We start from the raw sequence: 18,191 nt of genomic DNA, 5'->3' as shown, positions 1-18,191 counted from the left end.
GAATAAATTGTAGAGCAATCGCTACAAGGATATCGACAAAATAAAAAAAACATCGTTTAAAACCTCTTAGGCTATATCTTCGCATCAAAATTACAGCTACACAAAGCTGAATACATCTATCACACTATACGAAAAATGAATATTAAAAGGCCGTACATCAAGCCCCTTATTATGCTTAATGTTATTGAATTGGAATGTGGAATTGCAAGTGGATCTGCACAAGTGCTTGTGGATGATACAAATATGGACTTATTTGAAGAATGGAATCAAGAAGAAGACGAAAGAAGAATTATTGATTGGATGTAAATCAAGAATAAGCATATAAAAAACACAACAATGAGTAAAATAAAAATTTCGAACAAGCTAATTACTATTTATTTATTTATTTTCATCTTAACAGTATCATGTAAAAAAACTAACGATGAAGTTTACAAAAATGGTGAAGCTCTTGTTTCAGTAAACATTAAGGGATTTAATTTTGATTCTGAAATTGAATTAAATGCAAATACTACTAATCCTGGACAAATAAAAAACATCACACCTGTTCATATCCAACACGCAAATCAGGATTATCAAATTGAAAGTCAACTCATACATACCCAAAGTAATGATGTCAAGAATAGTTTAGAGACTTTAAGAAAATCGTCATCATCTATTTTAAAGGAGTTTGGTAACGGTATACATTACACACTTTTAGTATATGATTCCAGGAAAGATTTAATAGCGCAGAAAAACTTTATTTATGGTCAAGAAACAATAGAATCATCTTTAAAATTAAGCTCTAATATCAGATACACCTTTATAGTGGTGAGTGCTAAATCTACAACAACAGTACCGACAATCGAAGATGTTAATAATCTTGATAATGCAAAGATTGTTAATATCAATGCAGATCTATTATACTGGAAAGAAGAAAGGGTGCTAAATGTCGGACAGAATTATTTATCCGCAATACTAAAGCCTCAGTTTAGTGAAATTACTACGATACTTGAAATGGATCCAAATATGACCGGCAATATTACACGTATAGTAAATCCAACATTCAATTTACCTACTCAAAATGTAAGCTTAAAATTAAGTAATAAAGCATTAACTTATCACAAGTCTGCATCGCAATATAAGGCAGTAATCTTCCCAAATATAAGAACTAACAATATACGATCTATAAAAAGTAACACTACAACCATAATTCACAACAGCGATCTCAATACTTTTTCATTAAAGTTCGATTCATTGCGTGTAGATGGAGAAACGAAAAGTGATATCACTATATCTGGATTAAATATAGCCCCTGGTCATAGATACAATCTTATTTTGACATTAAAAACTTGTACTGAAGCTGTTAATGGTTTAAATGGAATGAATTGGTCATATGACGAAGATAAAAAGGGAAATAATTCAGGAATATATCTCCCAAGAGATCAAAGAAATGGCTGGTTTGACGATGGCTTTAGAAGAAATGGCGAGGTAATATCCTTTACTTTCAATGAAGCTGGTGCTGATTACGGATTTGTGTACGATATCACAGAGTTAGATAACGCTTTCAACTTAGAAGTCAATGGCAAACCTATTTTTGGAACCGATATTCTAAGGAATGAGATACAATTCCAAAATAACGCGACTTTGACTACTCAAAATATTGAATTCGAAGACGGAAGTCAATATCAAAGTGATGATGTCCCTTCTATTTGGAATTTGAAAGGCACATCAGATAAACCCATTGTAAAAGTCGTTATTAGTAGATTTGGTGAGGTACTGATGTTCGGTAGTAAAGTCAGTGGAGGAACATTATATCCTTTGAAATTGAAAAATAACGCAAAATTCAACACGGTGACCTGGAAAGGTGGTAATCAAACTAACCAAATCAAAGCCAGCACGAGAATTGAAGGAAAAACAGTAATGAAATCTATGGGTTCAGGTAGAAGAAAAATAGCTTGTTCTAAATAAAATTTTTCAAAAAGCGCAACCTTAAAGTTGCGCTTTTTCATTATATATACTTATCTAATAAAGACTTCCACTCTTCCTCTAATTCTCCTTGAAATTCGAACTGCTTAGCTCGATTATACCAATAAAGAGCATTCCACAGATCCCCTTCCTTTCTATGTAAATAGGCATGAATATGCGCTGATTTAAGATCCTCCAAATGATCTATTAAATCATGTGCCTTTTTCCAATTCCCCTTAGCATCCCACCACAATGATTGCAATGGCAGGCTGAGTTCCAAAGGTGGAATATGTTGTGTTAAGGATTGTTCAAATTCTACAGCCGTCATCGTATAAATATAGTAAGAGTTACTATAATTTTAATACTATATTTATCTATTCTAAATTCAAAAAAATGAAAGGACCAATCGACTACATTAAAATTAATAAAGAGTCATGGAATAGAAGAACGGCTTTCCATGTTGATTCTGAATTTTATGACATGAAAAGTTTTCTGCAAGGTAATACCTCTTTAAATCCTATCGAATTAGAATTATTGGGAGATCTAAAAGGGAAAAGCATATTGCATTTGCAATGTCACTTTGGTCAAGATAGTATTTCATTAAGTCGATTGGGGGCAGAAGTAACTGGTGTAGATTTATCAAATAAAGCTATTGATGTAGCCAAAACACTTGCAGCACAAACGCACGCTAATACAAAATTTATCTGCTGTGATATTTACGATTTACCGCAACATTTGGATGAAAAATTTGATATTGTATTCACAAGCTATGGTACAATTGGTTGGCTTCCAGATTTAAATAAATGGGCAGAGATTATTTCTCGATTTCTCAAAACAAATGGAAAGTTTGTCTTCGTAGAATTTCATCCTGTAGTATGGATGTTTGATGATAATTTTGAGAAGATCGGGTATAATTATTTCAATGATGGCCCTATCCTAGAAACAGAACCAGGCACCTATGCCGATCGGTCAGCTCAAATTAATCAAGAATATGTCTGTTGGAATCACAGCATGAGCGAAGTTATTTCAAGTCTTCTTCATCATGACTTACAAATCTCCTCGTTTGATGAATACGATTACTCGCCTTATAACTGCTTTCAACACACAGTAGAATTTGAACCAAAGAAATTTAGAATTACACATTTAGACAACAAAATACCGATGGTATATGCTCTTGTTGCTGAAAAAATAAACGCCCGATAAAATCGAGCGTTTAAAACATTTAAAACAATTCTTCTATTTAAACATACCTTTTAAAGCAGCTAATTTAGCTGCCATATCTGTTTCTGGTGCCTTCTCTTCTCTTCGTTCTGTACGTTTGCGTGGAGCAGCTTTTTCTTCGGTCTTCATTGATAAAGCAATGCGGCTACGTTTTTCATCTACTTCAGTCACTGTCACCATCACTTGTTGTTGCACTTTCACTATTTCATGCGGATCTGACACAAAATGATTTGACAATTGACTCAAATGTACTAATCCATCTTGGTGCACCCCAATATCCACAAAAGCACCAAAATTGGTAATGTTAGTAACAATACCTGGTAGCTTCATTCCAACTTTCAAATCAGAAATAGAATTTACGCCTTCTGTAAAAGAAAAAGCCTCAAACTGCTCACGAGGATCCAATCCTGGCTTTGCTAACTCAGCTATAATATCATTCAATGTAGGCAATCCAACCTCTTCAGAAATGTATTTTTTCAAATCAATTTGCTTGCGCAATTGTTCTTCTTTCATGAGTTCGATGACACCTACACCTAAATCTTTAGCCATTTGTTCCACCAAAGCATAACGTTCAGGGTGAACAGCAGAAGCATCCAATGGATGTTTAGCATTACGAATACGTAAGAAACCCGCTGCTTGTTCAAAAGCTTTATCACCGAGACGAGGTACTTTCTTCAACTCACGACGTGAACTAAAGGGACCATTCTCCTTACGATAATTTACAATTTGCTGAGCCAATGCTGGACCTAGGCCTGAAATATATGACAAAATTTGCTTTGAAGCCGTATTTAACTCTACACCGACAGCATTCACACAAGACATAACAGTATCATCCAGTGCTGATTGCAACTTATTCTGATCTACATCATGTTGATATTGTCCCACACCAATTGATTTTGGGTCAATTTTCACTAATTCTGCCAATGGGTCCATCAAACGACGACCTATGGAAACTGCACCACGAACAGTTACATCTTGATCTGGAAATTCATCTCGAGCTACTTCTGAAGCAGAGTATATAGATGCACCAGATTCATTCACCATCACAATCGTCACATTAGCTATGCCTAATTTACGAACAAAATCCTCTGTCTCACGACCAGCGGTACCATTACCAATAGCGATAGCTTCAATATCATATTTAGAAACCAAATGTTTAACAGTACGCTCAGCTTCAGCAACACCGCCAGCCCCCGTGTGTGGGAATATTGCTGTATTTTCTAACAAATTCCCTTGTGCATCTAACACGACAGTTTTACAACCTGTACGGAATCCTGGGTCTATAGCCAAAAGTCGTTTTTGCCCTAGAGGAGCACCCAACAATAGCTGACGCACATTATCCGCAAATACTTTAATAGCCTCTTCATCCGCACGTTGACGAGTCAACACACGAATTTCTGTTTCCATCGAAGGCTTCAACAATCTTTTATATCCATCATATAATGCCAACTCAACTTGCTTTGAAGCGTCGTTTTTACCCTTAATATAAATAGCGTCTATTTTTGGAATAACTAAATCTTCATCAACGGCAATATCTAAATAAAGTAACTCTTCTTTCTCTCCTCTACGCATTGCTAAAACACGATGAGAAGGAGCCTTATCCAAAGCCTCTGACCATTCAAAATAATCCTTATATTTCAATGCCGCCTCTTCCTTACCTGGCACTACACGAGAAACAAAATCTCCCTTTTCTAAGAACACCTTGCGCACGCGTGCTCGCACTTCAGCATTTTCAGCAATGACCTCAGCAATAATATCGCGGGCGCCAGCAAACGCCTCTTCTATATTATTTACGCCTAATTCTTCATTTAAGAATTGCTCTGCCTGACTTTCAATATCTCCAGAATTTTGTTCCAATAAAAAATCAGCTAATGACTGTAATCCTTTTTCACGTGCAATCATAGCTCTTGTACGGCGCTTAGGTTTATAAGGCAAGTAAATATCTTCTAGTGAAGACATGGTTTCCGCACCAAGCACTAAAGCCTCCAACTCAGGTGTCAATTTACCTTGATCTTGAATAGATTTTAATACTGCTTCTTTACGTTTATCTAAATCGCGTAGCTGTTGAATACGGTCACGAATAGCCGTAATTTGAACCTCATCCAAAGATCCTGTCATTTCTTTACGATAACGAGAAATAAAAGGAATAGTAGCACCTTCGTCTAATAATGTTACTGTTGTACTCACTTGTTTTTGCGAGATAGACAACTCATTCGAAATAATTATTTCGTGTGACATGTGTAATTTTATATAATCGTGTAGTAACGAGAAAGCTGCTGAAATACTCTTTCAACAGCTTCTCCTTTTATAAATTCTTAATTATTAAGCGTTTTTTGAAGGGTTTTCCTTAGGTTTCTCAACACTTGAATCATCCTCTTTCAATTCAGCTTTTTCCTTTTCCTCTTCCGAGAAATAATCATTATATCCGTATTTATAATACTCAGTATCATCTACAGGATGAGCTCCTGGATCATGCATGACAGTATTTTCTGGCTGTGTGAACTGCGGAAATTTCTTCTCCTCAACATTCGCTTCTCCAGATACAAGCTCTTCTGTTGGCTCCGTATTTTCTGTAGCTTCAACTTTAACTTCTGCTGCGGCATTTCTTTGAGTAGGCTTATCCTCTACTCGTACATCCAAATCCTTTTCAAAATTATTGATTTGATCCGAAATCTCTCGTTTAATATCTTCAGATGCATCCTTAAACTCTCGAATCCCCTTTCCTAAACCTCTAGCTAATTCGGGTAATTTTTTACCTCCAAACAACAACAAAATCACGATCACAATAAGGATCATCTCTTGCGTACCAATTCCCATTATTGTTAACAACATAGCACTTAACATTTTTTACTAAGGTAAGCGTATTCTACATTTTGACCAATAGTTATTTGTAAATATTTAGACACACAATATTAGGCAATAGTTTGCGAGTAAACTTTCGTACCTTTGCATCCAATTTTATTTGTATATGCTACACAACATCAAGAAACACAAACCATACTATATCAGCGCATTATCTCTAGCAGGACCAATCATTATTGCCCAACTTGGACATACTTTGGTGCAAACTTCTGATACTATGATCATTGGTCAATTTCTTGGTAAAATATCTTTAGCTGCGTCATCATTAGCGCATTCTGTTTTCATGATGGTACTCGTATTTGGTCTTGGGATAGCATACGGGCTGACACCACTGATAGCACAGGCGAATGGAAAAAGTGATAAAATTGAATGTGCTAAACTTTTATCTAATAGTCTCTGGATTAATTTTATTGCAAGTCTATTTCTTTTTTGTGGCGTGTATTACGGATCAATGTATGGTATGCAGCATGCCGATCAAGACCCTGCAGTAGTGGATGAAGCTAAACCATATTTAATAGTATTAAGTATGTCCATTTTTCCATTAATGATATTTAATGCTTTCAAACAATTTGCTGAAGGTTTGGGTTTTACCAAGCAAGCTATGCGAATTACTATTTGGGGCAATGTCCTAAATGTAGTATTAGCTATTATATTTGTTAAGGGAATGTTTGGCATTAAACCAATGGGAATCAGCGGAGTTGGATTAGCTACATTGATAGATAGAATTTTAATGATGGTAGTGATGATGGCCTATGTACTAAAATCCAAAAACTTCAAAGACTACACGATCCATTTTAGCTTTCTATCAGTTCAAACCAAAAGAATAAAATCAATCCTAAAGCTTGGTACTCCTGTTGCTTTTCAATATGTGTTTGAAGTAAGTGCATTTGCTGGTGCTTCGCTAATAGCAGGTAAGATAGGAGCACTCGAACAAGCATCACATAATGTTGCTATCACACTAGCCTCTATGACGTACATGATGGCTACAGGTATTTCAGCAGCTACAACTATCAAAGTCGGTAATAGCTACGGTAGAGGTAAATTTGAAAGATTAAACAAATTTGCTTCGGTTTCATATAAGATTGTTCTTGTCTTTATGATTTTTACAGCTACCATATTTGCTGTATTTAGTGATACACTAGCATCATTAATGACTACAGATCCCGAAGTTATCGCTTTAGCAGGTCAGTTATTAATTATAGCAGGGTTGTTTCAATTATTTGATGGAACCCAAGTAATAGGACTTGGGATTTTACGCGGTATTGGTGATGTGAATATACCTACATTAATAACATTACTTGCCTATTGGGCTGTTGGATTACCCATTGGATATTATATGGGAGTTATTTTAAATTGGGGTATACAAGGTGTATGGTACGGTCTGACTTTAGCACTTTTAACATCATCAATATTGCTATATTTTAGATATAAATATATGGTGAATAAAAAATTAGCCAACATCAGTTATTGACAAGAAATAGCACCATCAATCTGAAGTAACGGACTGAGATATGGTATATCGAGATTTAAACCCCTCAACATAAACCATACTCCCATTATTAAATAAAGGAATGGCAATAATGAGGAAAACTTAAACTTAAATATCTTCTTTGGTATGCTTGTCAATAAAGAAAATAAAAACATTAAAGGAAGTGTTCCTAAACCAAAGTAAACCATAAACTGAAAGCTTAGGAAAGAACTTTCGGCATTCATTGCTGAAGCAACAGCCATATACACCATGCCACAAGGTAAAAAACCATTCAACATTCCAGCTATAAAAGAACCATTTGGTTTATACAACCACTTACCCATTTCTTTAGCAAAAGGCTGCATAGCTTTTGTCTGAAATACTACTATTTTAGGGTATTTATTCACAAATAAATAAGATAAGCCAATTAAAATCAGCAATACCCCTGTAAAAATTGAGAAACCCTGCTGCCACCCTTTCATTGCAAAAGAACTCCCCAACAAACCAAATATTAACCCAATCAATCCGTAAGTCAATATGCGACCGAATTGGTATAAAATTTTATTGATGGCTATTTTAAATGATAATTGTTGATTTTGCTGTAAAGCAAACAGCAATGGTCCGCACATCAATGTGCAATGAACACTCCCAAACAATCCCATAAAAAACGCCAACAAATTGTAACTCATTATTATTGAATATAAAGCGGTTGATTATGATAATATGCTTTTCCGCCTTGATTCCATGAAATTTCTAATGACCAATTACCTTTAGCAAATGAAGATATATTCAATTTATATTCAGAAGTTGAGGTAAATAAGGGTAATTGTTTATCTAAAGTTCCATCGGAAGGTCTTTTAAAAATTAAACTACCTTTGTTTACGGTAGCAACAAATTGGATAAATAATGTATCACTTCGCACACTAACGTTAGGCTTAGCATTATCATCAATTAGATTTTGCTTACTGTTATAAACCTTATCATAATCCAAACTATTTTCATAATAATCTTCATCAATAAGTGTATCTGAATCTTTTGTCACCATATAGATTCCTGTTCCTACGATGAAGAGGATAAAACTTGCCAGACCAACGATTATCTTGCTACCCCAATTCATAGTAATTAATTTTTATTGCCCGGAGGGCATATAAATGTTGTTTCCAATTTATTAACTTCCTTACCTTCAGATTTGATAACAATAGAAGTTATTGTCTTATACGTTATGATATTCTTTTTATCTGTGATTAAGAAAAAAGACATTTTAGCAGCACCATCTTTCACTAAAGAATCAATTTGATTTACGACTTTAAGTTCGTAATTAGGATCAGTAGTTTCCAAAGAAAACGGAATCTGATGCCCTGACTTATTGATTACTTCAATAGTATACAGGTTACTTATCCTTCCATCTGCCATAGTTTGATACGTACTGCCCGTTGCCCGTAACAATGAACCATCAATAGCCGCTCGATTGAATATAAAAAATAAGAAAACGCTGGTCAATACGACTAATACAACAGAATAAAGTATATGTCTGCTATAACTTTGTTTGAATCCTGGCTTATTTTCTACTTCACCCAGGGAATAAAATCCAATTAATCGTACTGGTTTCCCTATTTTATGCATCACTGTATCACACACATCAATACATGCTGTACAGTTAATACATTCCAATTGTACACCATTTCGAATATCTATACCTGTAGGACAGACATGCACACACAATCCACAGTCTACACAATCTCCCCCTTTATTCTCATCACCTTTAGTAATTTTACCTCTTGGCTCACCACGTTCCGAATTGTAAGCTACAGTAAAACTTTGATCATCCAAAAGAACACCTTGGAATCTTCCATAAGGACAAATTGTCGTACATACAATTTCTCGAACATGTGCAAAAACTGTATAAAACACCAATGTAAATACAGCTATAGAAATAAAACCAACTAAATGTTGCTCGATAGGATCTGTAATAATTTCAATTAGAGCATCTATCCCAATTATATAGGCCAAAAATAAATTAGAAATTAGACAGGAAATAATGAGAAAAATAGAATGTTTTAATAGTTTCTTCCACGCACGAGAATCGGTATTTGGACCTTCATTTAATTTCTTTTGCTGTGTCCAATCACCTTCTATTATGTACTCTATTCGTCGAAATATCAGCTCCATAAATATGGTCTGCGGACAAGTCCAGCCACACCATACTCTTCCAAATACCGCTGTGAATAGGACAATACCTACCATGACAACCAGCATTCCAAAGACGAAAATATGCAAATCTTGTGGAAAAAACATGTTTCCAAATATTGAAAACTTGCGTTCCACAATATTAAACATCAAGAACGGATTACCATTCAATTTGATAAAAGGAGCGACAAATAGAAACAGTAATAAACTATAACCTACCCACTGTCTGTAATTGTATAGTTTTCCAGAAGGCTTTTTGGCATAAATCCATTTTCTTTTTTTTCCCTTGGAAGGTAAGATGGGACCTTCGTTACTATTTACCACTGCTTCCATTTCACTCACTTTATAACTCACTAATAATTAAACTTCAAAATTTCACAACAGCCTATTGTGCAGACTCTCCTACAGTTTCTTCAACCGTATTTTCTGCGTCATATTTTTTTACTTCTGCACCTTCAGAAGGTTTTTGATTAGCAGGCTTAGTATCACGCAATGTGATGATATAACTAGAGACTTCAGCGATTTGACCTGGAGTCAGAGTTTGCTCCCAAGGCACCATCCCCTTTTCTGGCACACCATATTTCACAGTTTTGAAAATATCCTTTATTTCTCCTCCATGTAACCAAAATCTATCAGTCAAGTTTGGACCAATAGTACCTTCGCCATTCGCACCATGACAGGCGGCACAGTTTGCTACATATATTGCTTTACCAGAAGGAGCTAATGCTTCACTGTATTCAACCGAAGTTTCATCAACTAGATTCGCTGCTTGAGCCAAGTACTCTTGCTTTGCTTTCTCTGCAACTGCTACTTCATGTAGATATTCTTGATCTTGGTTCATACCCCATCCAAAAACGTGATACACGAGTAAATAGATGAGACCGAATATAATTGTACCATAAAACAAAGCATTGAACCAAATCGGCACTGGATTATCCAATTCCACTATTCCATCATATTCATGATCTATAACGATGTCTTTTTCTTCTTCTATAGGACGTACCCCAAGCAATTTGCGCCATGCCAATTGAGATTTTAATTTTCGCTCAGCAGCCTTTTGTTGTTTTTCTTCTTCTTCCTTCTGAACGACATCTGGCATAGTTACTTTCAAAATTGATTTCATTGCCTTATTTACTACCAAAGCAGCAAATAATATCGTAATCATTACGATGATCAATGTAATAACTAAAATGTCACTATATAAACTAACTGTACCTATTTTCCATTGTGATACTTCCGCGACCACTTCTGTACCTGTAATCATATCATTCATACTTCTAATTTTTATCCGATAAATAATTAGACTTTGGCTCTGATTCGTCAAAAGGAATCTCTTTCATATATTGGATATGATCCTTCTTCATGAGAAATAACATGATACCGACGACCACAAAGAAAATGAGGAAAATCCAAAGGGATGTCATCAAATAAATTTCATCACCTTGTAAGTTTGTAATTTGCTTAAACATAATACCTTCTATTTTAGGTTACTTCTCTGTCTTATTTGCTTTAATATCTGTCCCCAATCGCTGTAGATAGGCAATCATAGCTATGATTTCACGATCCGATCTTACGTCTACTTGATTATTAGCTAGATCTGCAGCAATTTTTTCCGCTTGCTTTTCAGCATCTTGAACAGCATTATTTACTTGCTCATCTGTATAGGGAACTCCTAATGTTTGCATGGCCTGCATCTTATCAACTAATAAAGAGTTGTCTAATTCTTGCTCCATCAACCATGGATAAGCAGGCATAATACTTCCTGGTGAAGTGATAGTAGGATCCAACATATGATCAAAATGCCACTTGTTTGGATATTTCCCTCCTATACGATGTAAATCTGGTCCTGTCCGTTTTGACCCCCACAAGAATGGTCTATCATAAATAAATTCGCCAGCTTTCGAATACTCTCCATAGCGAGAAGTTTCTGAACGAAATGGACGAATAGTCTGCGAGTGACAGTTTACACATCCTTCTTTGATATACAAATCACGACCTTGAAGTTCCAAAGCAGTATATGGTTGTACACTAGCTATAGTAGGTATATTATTTTGAATGGTGAATGTCGGAATCATTTCTACCAATCCTCCAATCAAAATAGCTAGCAAGGCCAAGACCATGAATAATACAGGCTTACGCTCTAGACGACGGTGCGTAGAACGCTCATTTACCACTAATGGCTCCAACGCAGGTGCTTCTGCAGCTTCATTCGCGACTAATTTTCCCTTTTTCATAGTTTTAGCCAAGTTGTAAGTCATCATGATTACACCAGCCAAATACATTGCTCCACCGACAGCACGCATCATGTGCATTGGAATGATTTCTAATGTTGTAGCTAAGAAGTTTGGGTACTTTAAAACCCCTTCAGGAGTAAATTCTTTCCACATTAAACCTTGTACTACAGCAGCCCAATACATCGGAATAGCGTAGAATAAAATCCCTAGCGTTCCAATCCAAAAGTGTGCATTTGCCAATTTTTTAGAATATAGCTCTGTCTTGTAGATACGAGGTAACAACCAATACAACACAGCAAAAGTCATAAATCCATTCCAGCCTAATGCGCCTACATGTACGTGTGCTACAATCCAATCCGTAAAGTGAGCGATAGCATTCACTTGTTTAAGAGACAACATAGGTCCTTCAAAAGTTGCCATACCATAACATGTCAATGCTACAACCATGAATTTCAACACTGGCTCTACACGCACTTTATCCCAAGCACCACGCAACGTCAACAAACCATTGATCATACCTCCCCAAGATGGAGCTATCAACATAATAGAGAATACTACACCCAATGACTGCACCCATGATGGTAAAGATGTATATAGTAAATGGTGAGGCCCCGCCCAGATATAGATAAATATCAACGACCAGAAGTGAAGAATACTTAATTTATAAGAGTATACAGGACGATTTGCCATTTTTGGCAAGAAATAGTACATCATACCCAAGAAAGGTGTCGTTAAGAAAAATGCAACTGCATTGTGACCATACCACCATTGTACTAATGCGTCTTGGACACCCGAATAGACATAATAACTTTTCCAAAAAGATACAGGTAATTGAATGGAGTTAACAATATGTAATACAGCAACAGTCACAAAAGTAGCGATGTAAAACCATACGGCTACATACATGTGACGCTCCCTACGCTTGATAATAGTACCAAACATATTGATTCCAAACACAACCCAAATCAAGGTAATACCTAAGTCAATGGGCCACTCCATTTCTGCATATTCATGCGAAGAGGTATACCCTAATGGTAGGGTAATTGCAGATGCGACAATAACTAACTGCCATCCCCAAAAGTGTATTTTACTCAGCACATCGCTAAACATTCGTGCCTTAAGCACACGTTGCATTGAATAATATACTCCCATAAAAATTGCGTTACCCACAAAGGCAAAAATTACCGCATTCGTATGCACAGGACGTACACGACCAAATGTGGTATACTGGGTCATAAAATTTAATTCAGGCCATACCAATTGTAAGGCTATCAGCAAACCGATAGACATACCTACGATACCCCAAATTATAGTCGCGATACCAAAATTGCGAACTATCTTGTTGTCGTAACTAAACTGCTCTAGATGCATTACTTTATCATTTTGTTTTACGTTGTAAAAGTAATGACACTTTAATGACAGGCTAATGACACAACTTTGTATTAAATATGACTTTCATCACAAATCAAAAACAACAAAAGGCTCGAATTAATTCGAGCCTTTTGTACCTAATATTTTGTAACAGTGACTAAATGCTGTATCCGTACATCGATGGGTTCTCAATCACTTCTTTAACAGAAATAATCTTGTACACATAGGAACCAGTTTCGTTATTTAATCTCAATTGATAATAATCATCTTTCTTTTGTCTACGAATGGAGCCTCTTAGACTTCCTCCACCAACATTATAAGCCGCTGCAACTAATGTCCAATCACCAAATTCATTATAAAGTGACTTAATATACTTTGCTGCTGCATGTGTTGATTTCACAAAATCCTTTCGCTCATCGACTTTACCATTCACACGTAGTCCATAGAGACGAGCTGTAGCTGGCATAAATTGCCAATAACCACCCGCTCCTTTATGTGAATGCACACTAGGATCCAATCCGCTTTCTACAATAGGTATGTATTTAAAATCTTCTGGAATACCATAAGATTTAAGGATTTTTTCAATTTTTGGCAAATACTTATCTGCTTTCGCATGCATTTTATGCGAACGCGTTTTTTTGAATGAAAATCTAGCTAAATATTTCCCTAATTTGCTCTTCACGTTTACATCCTCTGTAGGTACACTTTCATTTGCGAAAGTTAGAGAACTGTAGTACGTTTTTATGTTGTTCTTTGAAGATCTTGACTCTTCCTTTAGCCTAGCGGCATGTTCCAACATCATTTTTTTATAAGGATTCTCAACAGAAATTCCTTGGGGCTCTGAATGCAACTTCGATAAAACCATTATCGACAAAATTGCTGTAAAACACATTACTCTTTTTTTAATCATTCACTTCCTTAATGCTATCTATCCACGATAAAAAATCGATCAAAAATAGCTTGGTCCATTTATGCTGCGCCAAAGATACAAACTATTAGACTATAAAACAAATAGTTACAAAAACACACATAAGGAGAGTTGTATAAAACAAAGCTTAACATGCTCAAAAACGGATATTTCGGCATTGAAAAAAAAAATCAAAATATCATTATTTTTTGTAACTTTGTATTCTATTTTTATATAAAATATTATGCCATTCAAAAGTCAAAGGAACAGTCGCGAGGACAACTCCAGAAAAAGTAAAAGCAACTCAGAAAGCTTTAGATCGAAAGATAATTCGGATAAAAAATTTGGTAAATCAAAGTCTGATAATTTCGGAAAATCTTCATTTAGCAAGGATAAAAATGAAGATAGAAAATCTTTCGGTAAATCATCTTTTTCAAAATCAAGCAATGATGAAAGTAAACCATCATATGGTAAATCATCAGGCGATGATAAAAAACCATACGGAAAATCGTCATATGGTAAATCATCAGGTGATGACAAGAAACCATTCGGCAGATCTTCATTCTCCAAATCAAACAGAGACGATAGTAAACCATACGGAAAATCGTCATATGGTAAATCATTAGGTGATGACAAGAAATCATTTGGCAAATCTTCATTTTCTAAACCAAATAGAGATGAGGGAAAATCATTTGATAAATCTGCACCTTTCTCAAAATTTCATAAAGACAATAAAAGATCTTTCGAAAAACCATCATTCTCAAAGTCTGATGAATCTGACGAAAGAAAATCATATAACAAGCCATTTGCTAAAGACGGAGGGGAAGAGCGTAGAAGTTTCGGAAGAAAGCCTTATGGAAAATCTTTTGAAAAAGAAGGCTATTCTAAAAATAGAAGACCCGAGCCTACTTCTGAATACCAAGAACAACGTGAAAAGAACGACTTCAAGTATTCTGCGAATAGAAAATTTAGACCAGCTAACAAGCCAGCAAATAAAGAAGCAGAAGATGATGGCCTAATTCGTTTGAATAGATATATTTCAAATGCAGGTATTTGTTCTCGTCGTAAAGCTGATGAATTAATCGCTGCTGGTGTGGTATCTGTAAATGGTGAAGCTGTTACTTCTTTAGGTACGAAAGTCGATCCTGCAAAAGACGAAATTCGTTACAATAACGAACGACTGAAACGTGAAAAAATGGTTTATGTATTATTAAATAAACCGAAAGATTATATCACGACCACGGACGATCCGCAAGAACGTCGTACGGTAATGCAATTAGTTGCTAAAGCGACAAAAGAACGTATTTACCCAGTAGGTCGTCTAGATAGAAATACAACAGGTTTACTGTTGATGACGAATGATGGTAATTTGGCTGAAAAACTATCGCATCCGCGCAATAACGTCACTAAAATGTATCAAGTTGAATTAAATAAAAATTTAGTTCAAGGTGATTTCAACAAAATACAAGTGGGTATTGAATTAGAGGATGGTCTTATTAAGCCTGATGATTTGAGTTATGTAGCTGGTGCTTCTAAACGTGAAGTAGGCATTCAAATCCACTCTGGCAAGAATCGTGTTGTAAGACGTATATTCGAATCATTGGGTTATGAAGTAATCAAATTAGATCGTGTCGTATACGCTAACTTAACTAAAAAAGATCTTCCACGTGGACGATGGAGATATTTAGAAGAAAGAGAGTTAATTCAACTTAAACACTTCGTAAAATAAAACAATAAAGTCTCGAAATATCGAGACTTTATTGTTTTTGGCAGTTTTTAATTAGCAAAGATTTGTATTTTTATACTTTAAAAGAATAAATAAACATGACAGACCCAAAATCGTTGACATCTGTTGCTGAATTTCATAAAACATTTCAGCATCCCATACTAGACTCTCCTCAAATCCCTTCTGAATCAAGAAGCAAGCTTCGTGTTTCACTAATCGCTGAAGAACTAAAAGAACTTGAAGAAGCTATTGAAGCTAAAGATATCGTGGAAATAGCTGATGCATTATGTGACATTCAGTATGTATTGTCAGGTGCAGTACTAGAATTTGGTCTAGGTGACAAATTCAACACTTTATTTGAAGAGGTTCAGCGTTCAAATATGAGTAAAGCCTGTAAATCAGTAGAAGAGGCTGAGGCTACAATGAAATATTATAAAGAGGAAAAAGGTGTTGATTCATATTTTAAGGAAGTAGATGGTTTGTTTTTAGTTTTCCGTGATGGTGACAACAAAACATTAAAATCAATTAATTACTCTCCTGCTGATTTGAAATCAATCGTTGAAAAATAGAAAAGCGACTTACAGTCGCTTTTCTATTTTATAATACGTACAAACTTCCTTGTTGTACACCTCTAGCTTCTAATCCTTTATCAATATAACTCTGAATACCTGACTTTTTTAATCCCCAATTTGGCGCGATTAACAAATCCTGATCAGCAATACCAAAGACACGTTGTATAATAATATCGGGTCTTAATAATGGAATAAACTTCGATAAGAACTCCGTATATTCTTCCATAGAGAATAATTTGAAAGGTTCACGTTTATATTTTACACCCATAATTGAACCTTCCACAATGTGAAGATGGTGCAACTTTACAAATTTGATCTGCGGATGTTTATTAATTTCATCTGCATAACGAAGCATCATTTCTTCAGACTCCCATGGAAAACCAAATATCGTATGCACACACAACTCTAGTTTTGAATTCTCCAACATCTTCATTGTAGAAATGAATTCATCATGCGAACATCCGCGGTTGATAAGCTCTAAGGTTTCATTATAAATTGATTCCATGCCCATCTCAAGATCGACATCGTATCTGTCTGTATAAGATTCTAATAAGGCAATTTTCTCAAAATCCAAACAATCAGGACGAGTACCTACAGACAAACCTAATACATTTTCTGTATCTATGCTCAACGCCTCATCATACATCATTTTTAAAAGATGCGTAGGGGCGTATGTATTCGTATTTGGTTGGAAATAAATAATGAATTTTTCAGCTCCGTAATTATTCCGTGCACGTTCAATACCATTCTCTACTTGTTCGCGTATAGAAGGAATTTTACGCGCTGTATCCGGAGTAAAAGAATCTACATTACAATAAGTACAACCACCATAACCTTTGCTTCCATCACGGTTGGGACAAGTAAAATTACCATCAACGATGACTTTAAATACCTTTTGCCCGTTATATTTCTCTTTCAGATAAGCTCCGTAATGATTATACGGCTTAATACCATTGTCTAATGCTGTTCCCATTTCAATGCAAAGGTAGACAAATTAATTTTGGTGGAAAAATGAATTCTTACCTTCAGTCATAACTCATCTTTACGGATCAATACGTTTGAACGAAGCTATCATTTTAGTTCCTATATATAAATTATAATATACAGTCGTTATATTTATAAGAACTAATCTTCTATAAATTAGTATGAAAGTAAGCCTCCATATTCATATCTGTACAATATAAATAAGTACTATATGTACTACAAAACTAAAAATAAGTCCCATTTACTTGATATTCGGTTGATAACGTATTACAATTTGTAAAAATATCAACACTCTCTTTGCCGAACCAAAGTACAGATCCTCCACTATTAGGTATAAGGGTTTCTTTCGATTCAAAAATTTGCCATTTTGTTCCTTCTAGATTAATTGGTTCACTGATAATTTCATCCTCTTTCCTTTTTACATCCTAAGAAGAAAAACAATAGCAGTAGGATAAGGTTAATAGACTTCATAGTTTAGGGTTTATACTATAATAATCAAACAAATAATATTGCTACACCATAATCAATTACAGAAAAGTGTATAACGTAAAAAAGCCTTAGTACGATTGTACTAAGGCTTTAGTTTTCATTATTGAATAAAAGAAGGCACCGACCTACTCTCCCACCTGTTACGGCAATACCATCGGCTCGGGTGGGCTTAACTGCTCTGTTCGGAATGGGAAGAGGTGAACACCACCGATATAGGCACCCAAAG

General features: G+C 35.3%; 17 protein-coding genes and 1 rRNA gene. 6 read left to right on the top strand and 12 right to left on the bottom strand.

The annotated features are described in order from the left end of the window. Window positions 1-135: 135 nt before the first annotated feature. Complete coding sequence (locus IPZ78_RS13640; protein WP_225554545.1) at window positions 136-306, top strand: hypothetical protein; 171 nt, start codon at window positions 136-138, stop codon at window positions 304-306. A 30-nt stretch (window positions 307-336) separates the two neighbouring features. After that, window positions 337-1,947 carry a hypothetical protein gene (locus IPZ78_RS13635; RefSeq protein ID WP_225554544.1) on the top strand — a complete coding sequence of 537 codons (1,611 nt, stop codon included), beginning with the start codon at window positions 337-339 and terminating at the stop codon, window positions 1,945-1,947. A 40-nt stretch (window positions 1,948-1,987) separates the two neighbouring features. Here IPZ78_RS13635 and IPZ78_RS13630 read toward each other — a convergent pair whose 3' ends face one another. After that, on the bottom strand, window positions 1,988-2,272 hold the full coding sequence (locus IPZ78_RS13630) for a hypothetical protein (RefSeq protein ID WP_225554543.1): 285 nt from the start codon (window positions 2,270-2,272) through the stop codon (window positions 1,988-1,990). A 65-nt stretch (window positions 2,273-2,337) separates the two neighbouring features. Here IPZ78_RS13630 and IPZ78_RS13625 point away from each other — a divergent pair, with 65 nt between their 5' ends. Beyond that, window positions 2,338-3,147, top strand: coding sequence for a class I SAM-dependent methyltransferase (locus IPZ78_RS13625; RefSeq protein ID WP_225554542.1), 810 nt, complete (start codon window positions 2,338-2,340; stop codon window positions 3,145-3,147). Window positions 3,148-3,180: 33 nt separating this feature from the next. Here IPZ78_RS13625 and IPZ78_RS13620 read toward each other — a convergent pair whose 3' ends face one another. Then, window positions 3,181-5,403, bottom strand: coding sequence for a Tex family protein (locus IPZ78_RS13620; RefSeq protein WP_225554541.1), 2,223 nt, complete (start codon window positions 5,401-5,403; stop codon window positions 3,181-3,183). A gap of 84 nt (window positions 5,404-5,487) precedes the next feature. Next, window positions 5,488-5,997 (bottom strand): twin-arginine translocase TatA/TatE family subunit, encoded by a 510-nt coding sequence (gene tatA / locus IPZ78_RS13615; protein WP_225554540.1) that lies wholly within the window; start codon window positions 5,995-5,997, stop codon window positions 5,488-5,490. Between the two features lie 136 nt (window positions 5,998-6,133). Here tatA and IPZ78_RS13610 point away from each other — a divergent pair, with 136 nt between their 5' ends. Then, window positions 6,134-7,498, top strand: a complete 1,365-nt coding sequence (locus IPZ78_RS13610) for an MATE family efflux transporter (RefSeq protein WP_225554539.1) — start codon at window positions 6,134-6,136, stop codon at window positions 7,496-7,498. Here IPZ78_RS13610 and IPZ78_RS13605 read toward each other — a convergent pair. From IPZ78_RS13605 to IPZ78_RS13575, 7 genes are all read right to left on the bottom strand, one after another. Then, window positions 7,492-8,184, bottom strand: coding sequence for a sulfite exporter TauE/SafE family protein (locus IPZ78_RS13605; protein ID WP_225554538.1), 693 nt, complete (start codon window positions 8,182-8,184; stop codon window positions 7,492-7,494). The two genes, IPZ78_RS13610 and IPZ78_RS13605, sit on opposite strands and share 7 nt — an antisense overlap. Window positions 8,185-8,186: 2 nt before the next feature. Further along, on the bottom strand, window positions 8,187-8,612 hold the full coding sequence (locus tag IPZ78_RS13600) for a FixH family protein (protein ID WP_225554537.1): 426 nt from the start codon (window positions 8,610-8,612) through the stop codon (window positions 8,187-8,189). Window positions 8,613-8,617: 5 nt separating this feature from the next. Then, on the bottom strand, window positions 8,618-10,036 hold the full coding sequence (gene ccoG, locus IPZ78_RS13595; RefSeq protein ID WP_317197582.1) for a cytochrome c oxidase accessory protein CcoG: 1,419 nt from the start codon (window positions 10,034-10,036) through the stop codon (window positions 8,618-8,620). 31 nt (window positions 10,037-10,067) lie between these two features. Further along, window positions 10,068-10,955, bottom strand: coding sequence for a cbb3-type cytochrome c oxidase N-terminal domain-containing protein (locus IPZ78_RS13590; protein WP_225554536.1), 888 nt, complete (start codon window positions 10,953-10,955; stop codon window positions 10,068-10,070). 4 nt (window positions 10,956-10,959) lie between these two features. Beyond that, on the bottom strand, window positions 10,960-11,151 hold the full coding sequence (locus IPZ78_RS13585; protein WP_225554535.1) for a hypothetical protein: 192 nt from the start codon (window positions 11,149-11,151) through the stop codon (window positions 10,960-10,962). A gap of 18 nt (window positions 11,152-11,169) precedes the next feature. Beyond that, on the bottom strand, window positions 11,170-13,287 hold the full coding sequence (gene ccoN, locus IPZ78_RS13580) for a cytochrome-c oxidase, cbb3-type subunit I (RefSeq protein ID WP_225554534.1): 2,118 nt from the start codon (window positions 13,285-13,287) through the stop codon (window positions 11,170-11,172). Between the two features lie 157 nt (window positions 13,288-13,444). Continuing rightward, window positions 13,445-14,197, bottom strand: coding sequence for a lytic transglycosylase domain-containing protein (locus tag IPZ78_RS13575; RefSeq protein ID WP_225554533.1), 753 nt, complete (start codon window positions 14,195-14,197; stop codon window positions 13,445-13,447). A gap of 241 nt (window positions 14,198-14,438) precedes the next feature. Between IPZ78_RS13575 and IPZ78_RS13570 the strand changes: the two genes are divergently transcribed. Together IPZ78_RS13570 and IPZ78_RS13565 are read left to right on the top strand one after the other, a co-directional pair. After that, entirely contained in the window at window positions 14,439-15,923 is a 1,485-nt protein-coding gene (locus IPZ78_RS13570) for a pseudouridine synthase (protein ID WP_225554532.1), read from the top strand. 95 nt (window positions 15,924-16,018) lie between these two features. Beyond that, a complete protein-coding gene (locus IPZ78_RS13565) occupies window positions 16,019-16,489 on the top strand; it encodes a nucleoside triphosphate pyrophosphohydrolase family protein (RefSeq protein WP_225554531.1) in 471 nt (156 codons plus the stop codon). A 28-nt stretch (window positions 16,490-16,517) separates the two neighbouring features. On the opposite strand, the gene IPZ78_RS13560 is transcribed toward IPZ78_RS13565, so the two are convergent. Then, window positions 16,518-17,465, bottom strand: coding sequence for a TIGR01212 family radical SAM protein (locus IPZ78_RS13560; RefSeq protein ID WP_225554530.1), 948 nt, complete (start codon window positions 17,463-17,465; stop codon window positions 16,518-16,520). A gap of 612 nt (window positions 17,466-18,077) precedes the next feature. Next, window positions 18,078-18,189, bottom strand: a 5S ribosomal RNA gene (rrf, locus tag IPZ78_RS13555). Between the last annotated feature and the right edge of the window lie 2 nt (window positions 18,190-18,191).

The organism is Sphingobacterium bovistauri (assembly GCF_020295405.1).
Taxonomy (GTDB): Bacteria; Bacteroidota; Bacteroidia; order Sphingobacteriales; family Sphingobacteriaceae; genus Sphingobacterium; species Sphingobacterium bovistauri.
The sequence above is the reverse complement of the archived record's forward strand: the minus strand, read 5'-3'. Positions and strand labels throughout refer to the sequence as shown.